The sequence below is a fragment of the Streptococcus sp. 9.1(2021) genome, from assembly GCF_030466425.1.
Classification (GTDB): Bacteria; Bacillota; Bacilli; order Lactobacillales; family Streptococcaceae; genus Streptococcus; species Streptococcus wuxiensis.
This window is the reverse complement of record NZ_JAGQFU010000002.1, coordinates 177,287-188,326: the sequence shown is the minus strand read 5'-3', so window position 1 is coordinate 188,326 and position 11,040 is coordinate 177,287. Positions and strand designations below refer to the sequence as shown.

10 protein-coding genes are annotated in these 11,040 nt (G+C 38.4%); 8 read left to right on the top strand and 2 right to left on the bottom strand.

What is annotated here, in order from left to right:
• Positions 1-22: 22 nt before the first annotated feature.
• Positions 23-1,810, bottom strand: coding sequence for an NACHT domain-containing NTPase (locus KBU52_RS06620; protein WP_254724851.1), 1,788 nt, complete (start codon positions 1,808-1,810; stop codon positions 23-25).
• A 233-nt stretch (positions 1,811-2,043) separates the two neighbouring features.
• Here KBU52_RS06620 and KBU52_RS06615 point away from each other — a divergent pair, with 233 nt between their 5' ends.
• The 5 genes from KBU52_RS06615 (at position 2,044) to KBU52_RS06595 (ending at position 6,391) form a co-directional block, all read left to right on the top strand.
• Positions 2,044-3,285 (top strand): aminopeptidase, encoded by a 1,242-nt coding sequence (locus KBU52_RS06615; RefSeq protein ID WP_016466266.1) that lies wholly within the window; start codon positions 2,044-2,046, stop codon positions 3,283-3,285.
• A 9-nt stretch (positions 3,286-3,294) separates the two neighbouring features.
• Positions 3,295-3,525: a GlsB/YeaQ/YmgE family stress response membrane protein gene (locus KBU52_RS06610; protein ID WP_006149365.1), complete on the top strand. Its 231-nt coding sequence runs from the start codon at positions 3,295-3,297 to the stop codon at positions 3,523-3,525.
• Positions 3,526-3,666: 141 nt separating this feature from the next.
• Positions 3,667-4,575 carry a LysR family transcriptional regulator gene (locus KBU52_RS06605; protein ID WP_004250738.1) on the top strand — a complete coding sequence of 303 codons (909 nt, stop codon included), beginning with the start codon at positions 3,667-3,669 and terminating at the stop codon, positions 4,573-4,575.
• Between the two features lie 28 nt (positions 4,576-4,603).
• A complete protein-coding gene (queA, locus tag KBU52_RS06600) occupies positions 4,604-5,641 on the top strand; it encodes a tRNA preQ1(34) S-adenosylmethionine ribosyltransferase-isomerase QueA (protein ID WP_254724850.1) in 1,038 nt (345 codons plus the stop codon).
• Positions 5,642-5,827: 186 nt separating this feature from the next.
• On the top strand, positions 5,828-6,391 hold the full coding sequence (locus KBU52_RS06595) for an ABC transporter substrate-binding protein (protein WP_225749979.1): 564 nt from the start codon (positions 5,828-5,830) through the stop codon (positions 6,389-6,391).
• Positions 6,392-6,572: 181 nt separating this feature from the next.
• Here the strand turns inward: KBU52_RS06595 and KBU52_RS06590 are convergent, their stop codons facing one another.
• On the bottom strand, positions 6,573-7,106 hold the full coding sequence (locus tag KBU52_RS06590) for a hypothetical protein (RefSeq protein ID WP_004250745.1): 534 nt from the start codon (positions 7,104-7,106) through the stop codon (positions 6,573-6,575).
• A gap of 238 nt (positions 7,107-7,344) precedes the next feature.
• Between KBU52_RS06590 and KBU52_RS06585 the strand changes: the two genes are divergently transcribed.
• From KBU52_RS06585 to KBU52_RS06575, 3 genes are all read left to right on the top strand, one after another.
• Positions 7,345-8,004: a hypothetical protein gene (locus tag KBU52_RS06585; protein ID WP_254724849.1), complete on the top strand. Its 660-nt coding sequence runs from the start codon at positions 7,345-7,347 to the stop codon at positions 8,002-8,004.
• Between the two features lie 645 nt (positions 8,005-8,649).
• Entirely contained in the window at positions 8,650-9,939 is a 1,290-nt protein-coding gene (locus KBU52_RS06580) for a hypothetical protein (protein ID WP_075229763.1), read from the top strand.
• Between the two features lie 9 nt (positions 9,940-9,948).
• Positions 9,949-11,037 (top strand): AI-2E family transporter, encoded by a 1,089-nt coding sequence (locus KBU52_RS06575; RefSeq protein ID WP_254724848.1) that lies wholly within the window; start codon positions 9,949-9,951, stop codon positions 11,035-11,037.
• The last annotated feature ends 3 nt before the right edge of the window (positions 11,038-11,040 follow it).

The following is an 11,040-nucleotide window of genomic DNA, read 5'->3' as shown; positions in this document are numbered from 1 at the left end:
TAAATATACAACGGCTAGATTACTAATCCTCTAAGACTATATCCTCTTCTTTTAGGTCTTCTATCAGTTTCTGCTTATAGTGAGTCAGAGAGAGTGTATGTTGACCGACCCAAGAGTTTTTAAATAAGTCCAATAATTCTTTGTTTTTAATGAGGTCTTCTGGTCCTATAACCTTTTCTATTAAATGATTATCTTCGCAGAATGATATTAGGGGCTTATTATCACTTGTACTGTAGACTGTATAATCAATAGTATTGTCGAAAAAATAATAAATAAAACTCTGAAGTTTACCTGTTGGTTCGTAGAATCCTAATCCAAGAGATGAGTCGCTAGGACCAGGAGAAATTTCAATTTTTATGGGAAAATTGAGAATGTAATATTCAAATAAGTCTTCTTCATCAGATTTAGATTCTTCAAATTTATCTAATAATGGAATCAATATGTTGCTATTGAAGCGTAGGGTATTCATATCCTCTAACATAAAAAATACAGAATCTGCACTGGCCCTAAATTTTCCCGATTCTATTAAACGAAAACTATAGTCACGCATCTTACTATCCGTTTGTATATTTAGAAAGTAAGCAACAAAATATTCTTGGAAAGAACGATGGGAGAACTTGTATCTGTTTCCTTCTTTGTATAGTACACACAGACAGTTTTCTAAATCGTGGATAAAATTGCCTATATTGAGAACGTTTTTAATTCGAGGAGGAAATTTTTTAAAAATTTCTTCAATCTCTGGGAAGGTAAACTCTGTTTTTGCTTTTTGGTATGTCAGAAGACAGAAGATTGCAAAACACTCTTTAAAAGTATCTGAACTTAAATCTGATAACATTTTTCGTCGATAACTTTTCGTAGCATCGTGCTTTGAGAACATGGTATCAAAGGCTTGATAGTAGAATAGGTGTAATTTTTGCGGAATTTCTGCATAGTCATTGTAAGTGGAGAGCATAATATTTAGTAAGAGAGGATTTGAAGCAAAGGATTCATGTCTATCATATAAACCACTCTCTAGATCACGAATAAATTTATTTTTGAGTTCTTCATCGGGATATTCAATTTTAGTAATAAGACTAATGGCTTGTTCTTTATTAAAAGGAACAGCTTTTATAACTGTGAAACGTTGAAATTCAATGAATTCCGATTCGCTATAAGGTCTGGAAGAAAGGATATAATGGTTTTCAGGATATTTGTCACAAAAATCATTTAACTTCTTGAAAAATTCTTTTTGGTTTTCGCTATACAATTCATCATAGCCATCCAATAGGAATAAAAAGCATCCAGATTGAAGTGCATAATCTAAATATTCTTCTTGGAATGTATTGTGAAATTGATTTAGTTTTTTAAGCAGTAATTTCTCAAGTTCTAAATGCCCCTCTTCGTTGAAATCTTTTAATTCAATAAAAATAGGAATATAGTCTTTTAATTCTAATTCACTTAGAAAAAGGTGTTTCATGAGAGTAGATTTACCAATTCCACCAGAACCTTCAATGATTAAAAATTTTGAGATATCAGTTAATACTCTTGTTTTTGTGGGCTTGATGAGTTCGGAACCTTTTTTTAAAAAAGGAACTTCAAAAAAATCATACAGTCTTTTGGGCTCAATTCCGTAGATAATCGTTTTGATTCGACTGTATTTTTCATAAGATTTTGTCAAATAAGCTTGGAATGGAATCCCTAGATTAATTTTTGCCTCATCGAGGAGAGTTTTAACTTTGTCAGTCGTTTTGGAAATTATAGGTGAAAAGTATTTATCCAGAATAGCACTAGTAAATTGTTTTGCAATTTCATTGTTAAAGATTTCGTCCATTATCTTTTCGCTCCTGTGTACTTTTAGTGTATATCTACAGAATATCACCTTATATTTTTTATGTCAATATAGCTGTATATTGCATTCTCAATTCTTGGATAGTTAAATAAAAACAAGCTTTAATGAGCTTGTTTTTTAAAATGCTAATATATGTGATATACTAGTAAGGGAAGAATTTTGAGTAAGACAAATATGCTCAAAGATTTGAAATAAAAATAGAAAAGAGAAACAAGATGGTTTTACCAAATTTTAAAGAAAATCTAGAAAAATACGCCAAGTTATTGGTGGCAAACGGAGTTAACGTGCAACCTGGTCATACTTTGGCACTCTCAATCGATGTGGAGCAACGCGAGTTGGCTCACTTAATCGTCAAAGAAGCCTATGCACTTGGAGCGCACGAAGTTATCGTTCAATGGGCAGATGATTTTGTAAACCGTGAGAAATTCCTTCACGCGCCGATGGAGCGTTTGGACAATGTGCCAGAATACAAGATTGCTGAGATGAACTACCTTCTTGAAAACAAAGCAAGTCGTCTCGGTGTTCGTTCTTCTGATCCAGGTGCCTTGAACGGAGTGGATGCTGAAAAGCTCTCAGCTTCTGCCAAAGCTATGGGAATTGCTATGAAGCCAATGCGTATTGCAACTCAATCTAACAAGGTTAGCTGGACTGTAGCAGCAGCTGCTGGACTCGAGTGGGCTAAGAAAGTCTTTCCAAATGCTGCAAGTGACGAAGAAGCAGTAGACCTCCTTTGGGACCAAATCTTCAAGACTTGCCGTGTCTACGAAGAAGATCCAGTTAAAGCTTGGGAAGAACATGCAGCTATCTTGAAGAGCAAGGCAGAAATGCTCAACAAAGAACAATTCTCAGCTCTTCACTACACTGCTCCTGGAACAGACTTGACACTTGGCTTGCCTAAGAACCACGTTTGGGAATCTGCCGGAGCAATCAATGCTCAAGGCGAAGGTTTCTTGCCAAATATGCCAACAGAAGAAGTCTTTACAGCCCCTGATTTCCGTCGCGCAGATGGTTATGTAACGTCTACAAAACCTCTTAGCTACAATGGAAATATTATCGAAGGCATCAAGGTGACCTTTGAAAATGGTCAAATCGTTGATATCACAGCTGAAAAGGGTGATCAGGTTATGAAGGACCTCGTCTTTAAGAATGCTGGTGCGCGTGCCTTGGGTGAATGTGCCTTGGTACCAGATCCAAGCCCAATTTCACAATCAGGAATTACTTTCTTTAACACCCTTTTTGACGAAAATGCTTCAAATCACTTGGCTATCGGTGCCGCTTATGCAACGAGCGTTGTTGGTGGAGCTGAGATGAGCGAAGAAGAGCTGGAAGCTGCAGGACTTAACCGTTCAGATGTTCACGTTGACTTTATGATTGGTTCTAACCAAATGGATATCGATGGTATCCGTGAGGATGGGACACGCGTACCACTCTTCCGCAATGGAGATTGGGCAATTTAAGGAGAAACTATGATTGGAAGTATGTTTGTCGGTCTTTTGATCGGACTATTAGCAGGAGCTATCACCAATCGTGGAGAACGGATGGGATGCTTCGGAAAAATGTTCTTGGGTTGGATTGGTGCTTTCCTGGGTCAAATGCTTTTTGGAACTTGGGGTCCTATCTTAGCTGATACGGCTATTATCCCATCAGTTTTAGGCGCCATGATTTTATTAGCCATCTTTTGGAGAAAAGACAGCTAGTTTTAACTTGCTAGAACAGAAAAAGAGGTTGGAAATCTTCCAACCTCTTTTTTATGAGCTGCAATAAGACTGATATGCGGCTAACTTGGCTTTCAGTGACTGTTCCTTTTTATATTGCCTCAAGTATGGTACAATAAAAACATGAGAATTCAACAATTACACTATATTATTAAAATCGTAGAGACTGGTTCGATGAATGAGGCTGCCAAGCAACTTTTCATTACACAACCGAGTCTATCAAATGCCGTTCGTGACCTAGAAAATGAGATGGGAATTGAGATTTTTATCCGAAATCCTAAAGGAATTACCCTTACACGTGATGGGATGGAGTTTTTATCCTATGCACGTCAGGTTGTCGAGCAAACGCAACTTCTAGAAGAACGCTATAAGAACCCAATCGCTCATCGCGAGCTTTTTAGTGTGTCTTCGCAGCACTATGCCTTTGTAGTTAATGCCTTTGTTTCCTTGCTCAAGAAAAGCGATATGGAAAAGTACGAGCTTTTTTTGCGTGAGACGAGAACTTGGGAGATTATCGATGATGTCAAGAACTTCCGAAGTGAAGTGGGGGTTCTCTTTTTAAATAGCTATAACCGAGATGTTCTTTCGAAGATGTTGGATGACAACCATCTAGTTGCCCACCATCTCTTTACAGCCCAACCCCATATCTTTGTCAGCAAGACTAACCCTCTTGCTAAAAGAGACAAGGTGCAGTTGGCAGACCTAGAAGACTTCCCATATTTGAGCTATGACCAAGGTACCCATAATTCCTTCTATTTCTCAGAGGAGATTTTGTCTCAGGAACACCACAAGAAATCCATCGTTGTTAGTGACCGTGCGACCTTGTTCAATCTCTTGATTGGTTTGGATGGCTATACCATCGCGACAGGTATCCTCAATAGTAATCTTAATGGAGACAATATCGTTTCGATTCCACTTGATATTGATGATCCCATTGAACTGGTTTATATCCAGCATGAGAAAACTAGCTTGTCTAAGATGGGTGAACGCTTCATCGAGTATCTACTTGAAGAAGTTCGCTTTGATAAGTAATTTGCATAAATGAGAAGAGAAAAGAAGAATGACGACATTAAATACAAATGATTTTGACTTTCACTTGCCTGAGGAGTTGATTGCACAAACACCTTTGGAAAAGCGCGATGCCTCTAAACTCTTGATGGTCAATCGCCAGACTGGAGAATTTCAAGATCGCCACTTTCACTCTATTATCGAAATGCTAGAGCCAGGTGATGCCCTGGTTATGAATGATACCCGTGTATTGCCAGCTCGACTTCATGGTCAAAAAGAAGAAACAGGGGGCCATGTTGAACTCTTGCTTTTGAAAAATACAGCTGGAGATGAGTGGGAAGTCTTGGCTAAACCAGCTAAACGTCTCAAGGTCGGCACCCGTGTTATTTTTGGTGATGGTCGACTTAGCGCGGTTGTGACCGAGGAATTAACCCATGGCGGCCGTATTGTCCGTTTTGAATATGAGGGGATTTTCTTAGAGGTACTTGAAAGTCTTGGAGAAATGCCTTTGCCTCCTTATATTCACGAAAAATTGGCTGACCGTGAACGTTACCAGACAGTCTATGCCAAGGAGAGTGGATCAGCAGCAGCCCCAACTGCAGGGCTACATTTTACCAAAGAATTACTAGAGGAAATTCAGCAAAAAGGAGTTCATCTAGTCTACTTAACCTTGCACGTTGGACTTGGGACCTTTAGACCTGTTTCAGTAGATAATTTGGATGAGCATGAGATGCACTCAGAGTTTTACCAATTGTCTGAGGAAGCTGCAGCGACCTTGCGTCAGGTCAAAGAAAATGGTGGCCGTGTCATTGCTGTAGGAACAACCTCTATCCGTACGCTAGAGACTATCGGAAGCAAGTTTGACGGCCAAATCCAGGCTGACTCTGGCTGGACCAATATCTTTATCAAGCCAGGCTATGACTGGAAGGTGGTGGATGCTTTTTCTACTAATTTCCATTTGCCGAAGTCTACCTTGGTCATGCTTGTCTCAGCTTTTGCAGGCCGTGAATTGGTCCTCAAAGCCTACCAGCATGCAATCGATGAAAAATACCGTTTCTTTAGCTTTGGCGATGCCATGTTTATCTACTAAAAAACGAGCAAATCAAAACTAGAAATAAAAGGGCTAATTCCTACTTGGATTAGCCTTTTTTCGACATATGATAGCTATTGAATTAAAAGCAAATAAATGATACACTGAAGACTATGATACAGCCGTCAAATATATGCAAAATCTGACGAGCTACTTTTATCTGAGTCTATTTCAAAGGAGATTTTTATGAAAAACAAAACATTACGCTATACGAGCCTATCAGTCCTGACCTTGTTGACTGCCTTGACCTTGGTTGCCTGTGGTGGAAAGACTGACAAGAATACGTCATCTTCAAACCAAAAGGAGACAACAAGCAAGGTGACTACAGAGTCCGCAAGTAAAACTGAAGCAGGCCAAAAAGAGGAGCAGAAGTCAGAAACAAATAGTGCGACAGAAGCTACAACCACTCAAGCAGAACAAAAGGAAGATAAGCAAAAATCACAAGAGGCTTACGCTAAGTTTGTAGGGACTTGGGAAAACTACGCGGGAACAACTGCAACAGTCACAGCAGATGGAATTGTAACGATCCAAAGTTCAAATGGAACCTTTAAATACGAGATGGGTCAAGTAGAGGAAAAAGATGGCTACTACTCAACAGGTATTCATCTTGTCGGTGGTGGACAAGGGGCACGACTGATCTTTACCCCAGCTGGAGTCCAAAACGAAGTGACAGGTACAGATGGCAGCCAAGATGTCTTGTCTATCGGTCAATCTGTAAGTGACAAAGATAACCAGTTTTACCGTAACTAAGAACATCAATCAGAAGTAAGGGTGGAGAAATGTCCTTGCTTTTCTATGTTCTCAAAGCATAAATTTTTTATCATTCAACTATACACGACGTTTAAGTTGGACGATAAACCTGCCCACTTTGAAGCGCAAGTACTAAATCGCTAACAACACAAAAGCCCTGATGTAGGGCTTTTTTTACTTGCTAGTATAAGAAATCAATGCCGTAGTTTTCTTTTAGATAGGTTGCCAACTCGGCTTTTTCTTCCTCTCTAAATCGACAGAGGCTAAGAGCGAGTCGCAATATCAGGGCACTTGTATTGATGATAACATTTGACTTAGAAATATCTTCTAGCTGGGTGACCTCTCTCAGATCAAAATCTAAATAGTAAGCTTTGCTGTTGGTATGGTCAGGGTCACTGACATCCACTTCAACATAAGATGCTCGCAACAATTCTTCTTTTGGGATGAAAATTTCCTTGGAAAAGAAGAGCCCAGGATAGACATAAATACCTTCAAAGGTGAATTCAAAGGAGAGTCTGCGACTAGAAAGTCTTTTGATGCCTGCAATCGTTGCATAGATAGCAGTGAAAAAGAGGATGGTTGGTACCACAGTGAGAAGACTGAGCTGAGAAAAGTCGATCAATCCATGCGCGAGAAAAAAGAAAAATTGAAAGAATATACCTACCGCAAAAACTAGATAGCCGACACCGACAAATTTTGAATAATAGATTTTCATAGAAACCTCCAGATATAGAATTGAACTCTCCAACGCTTTTTCAGTAGAAGTCGTAAAGATCATGCAGAGTTAAAATTTTAGGTATTCCCATCATATCCTATGGAGCGAAGTTCTGTCAACCTTTTAGCAAGATGTGGCTCTTAGCTATCTTATGACCTAGCAAGTTGGTTTATGGTATACTAGGATAATAAAATTCCAAAATTTGAAGACTTGTTTTCATAAATAGAAAGAGGTCAATATGTTTTTTCTCGGACGCCGTCGTGTCTTTATCGGCGAATGCAATGGTCAGGCTGTTTATTATGACCAAAAGACAGGAGAGGCTTTAGCTGCTCCAAAGAGTAAGTTGCTCAATACTGAAAAAGCTGGTGAAACGAATTCTTTTATTCCTGAATTGGTAATTCTCTTACTAGTAGGTGGACCTGCAATTTCGGGCTTCTTTTCCCTCAAGTTTATTGGTGTCTATAACTGGTTCAGTCTAGCCTGTATTCTTCTATTTTGGTTGATGCAGTTTTCCTTGTTGGTTGCTATACTTGAACGAGCACTTTATAAAAATGTTCGAAAGGCCCAGCCAACGACAGAGAAAGTCTTTTTCTTTGCAGCATCTCATAATTTGTTTGTAAAAAACCAGTTTGATCCTAGACAACTGTCTGCTTTACCTTATCGATTTGCCCGCTTTGTAGTAAATATAGTGTCTATCTATTACTTTTTGTATTTCTTGATTCTTCCTCTAAAATTTGGCCAACCGATTGGTGATGAAGGCTATGGTTTGTGGTTTGCTGGCTGGTTATTCTTTTCAGTATTTCTTTTGTATAACCAAAACAATCCAGTTCGCTTTGTGAAGATTATGAGATTATACAGCCAAGGAAAAGTACGATTTAAGGAAGAAGTGGAACATTGAGAAACTATCTTGGGATTCTGCTAAATATCTAGAGAAAATCTTTTAGAAAAACAAAAAAGCCTTGTAAATCAAGGCTTTTTCCTGTTGTTTAGATGCCCCCTGCAGGCTCTTTGAAAGAAACTTAGAAAAATCTAAAATGAAATTATTTCAAAATGGGGTAAAAGCAAAATTTCCCTCCCTACTTTCTCAATTATTCCTAATTTTAGTTCCAAAAAGCTTCAATTCATAATCTAATTATAATATGGGTAATGGGTACTATCTTATTACATTCAGATTTTTGTTCTCTTCAAAGAGTTATGTAGGCTTTATGGTTTTAAATAGGTAAAAAGTTGAACTATAGTGAGTATTGTGTCATAATAGATAGTATATAAATCATTAATAGAATAGAAATAATATTTTCTTACCTTTACAAGTAGTATTGGTTAGACATTTTTTCGTCTCAATTGTACTTATCTCTCAAGTTTAGCTAGTTTTTATAAGCTCTGTTTTCGAATCAATAAAACAAATTTCAGAAGTGCAAAAGACAAGATGGTGACATTGCTACAGTCAGTCGCCATGTCTTGCTGGCACAGGCTGTTTGTGCCGTCAGCTATTTACCAGTCAATTTGATCAAAGGGCTTAATTATTATTTTTGAAAGGTCTTTTATGGAAAAAATTCTTTCTTTAGGTCTGACAGGTAAGAAATTACTTGTTCAGGGTTTCTTGTTTGTTCTGCTAGGTCTTATCTTGATGGTCACGGGAACTTGGTTGCCAGTGACGGTTATTCGACTGGTTCTGTTTTTAGCTTGGATAGCAACGGTCTTAGATTTAGTATTACGTATTTTCAAAAAAAGTCAGTCAACGGACACCTTGGGAGTTGCACTGGTTAAATTGTTAGTGATGGGATATTTGCTAGGCTCGAATCTTGCTACTGATGTGCCAATTTATATTTTGGCTCTTGTGATTGGAATTTCTCAGATTTTTCATGCTAGTATCAACCTTGTCACCTATGTTCTCTACCGCAAAAACAAAATTCGACCTCGTTTTCGTTTCTTACTAGATGGTCTCGTACTAGTTTTTCTTGGTGGGACTAGTCTTTTGTCCTCTACGGGAAATTCTGTCTTTCAACTCTTTGTTTTAGGGGCTTATTTTTGCCTTTATGGTGTGTCCAATATCCGTGACGGTTTCTTATTTGAAAAGGAAATTGGGAAAAACCATCTCAAACGTCGTGTCAGAATGAGCTTACCTATTGCCCTAGCCGCTCTCATCCCTGCAAGTACTTTAGCAAAAATCAATAAATTCATGCAGGAAAATGCTGATGAGGAAGAGGAAATCTATCTTGGAATGGTGAAGTTTGGTAAGACAGCAGATCTTGAAATTTTCGTTCATACAGCGGAGACTTCTCTATTTTCAGCTATTGGTCATGTGGACCTTTGTTATCAAGGACGTGTGATTTCTTATGGAAACTATGATCCGTCATCTGAGACCTTATTTGGTATGGTTGGAGATGGTGTTTTATATTTTTGCGACCGTGATAAGTACATTGACTTATGTAAACGGGAGAGTCAAAAAACGCTATTTGGTTACGGAATAGATTTGACACCGGAAATGGAAGAAGCGGTTCAGGAAAAATTAGCTGAATTAAAACAACTAACGATTCCTTGGGAGCCAAGCGCAGATAAAATTAAAACGGAAGATGGTAAGGAAGACTACACCTACGCTTATAAAATCAGACATGAGACGGATGGGGAACTTTATAAATTTATCAAATCTAAGTTTAAATCCTACTTTGTCTTATCTACAAACTGTGTGCTCTTGGCTGATACCATAGTCGGTCAGGCTGGCACCGATATCCTCTCACCCAAAGGATTTATCGCTCCAGGAACTTACCAAGCCTACCTTAATCGAGAGTTTGAAAAACCAAATAGTATAGTCGTATCTAAACATGTTTATTAAGGAGAATTTATGAACTTAGTAAAAAAATACACCCCGTTAATACTTTTTATAGGGCTGGTTGCTCTTGTAATTCTGAATGCGTCGAGCTTTATATCAGGAGCAATCTCTTTCTTTGACGTGACTTCAACCTTGATTTATGGCGCTGTTATTGCTTTTGTGCTTAATGTTCCTATGAAAAAAATTGAACAGTACTTAGTTAAATTGAAGGTAAAGGCAGAGTTGCGTCGTCCGATTGCCATGGTACTTGTTTTCCTAGCTCTTATCTTAATCGTGATTGCTCTTTTGGTTTTGGTGCTGCCAACCCTAGCCCAGACTATTAGTCAGCTGGGAACAGTCCTTTCAACAGTCCTTACTCAACTTGGGAAATTGCTAGGCAGCTCGGAATTTGTAACCAAAGACATGTTGTCAACTATCGTATCAGGCATACAGGGACAATCTAGTTCTATTAGCCAAGCTTTGATAGGTTTTTTATCAGGTCTGACTAGTAATATCGGCAATATTTTTTCAAGTTTGATGAATGCCTTTTTGATTATAGTCTTCACCTTTTTATTTTTATCCAGTAAGGAACATTTGGCAGCGATGACGAGCCGACTTCTGAAAGTCTTACTTTCAGAGAAGGTAGTGATAAAGTTGACTTACATTGGACAAGTAGCACTAGAGACTTATGACCAATTTTTGATGAGTCAGCTGATTGAAGCAGTTATCATAGGAGTTATGATAGCGGTTGGTTACAGCGTGTTTGGGATACCCTATGGAGTAATGACAGGTATCTTTGCAGGAGTGCTATCGTTCATTCCTTATGTAGGGCCTATGATTGCTTGTGTTGTGGGAGCGATTTTTATCTTCACAGTGAGTCCTACTCAAGCCTTACTTTCTCTTCTTCTATATCAAGTTATACAGCTGATTGAAGGAAACCTTATTTATCCTAGAGTTGTAGGTCAGTCTATTGGTTTGCCAGCTATTTTCACGCTTGCGGCTGCTAGTATTGGAGGCAATCTCTTTGGCTTACTTGGGATGATATTCTTTACACCGATATCTGCTGTTATCTATCGATTGGTTAAAGAATTTGTCGTTGCAAAGGAAAATCAGGTAGATTGAGAA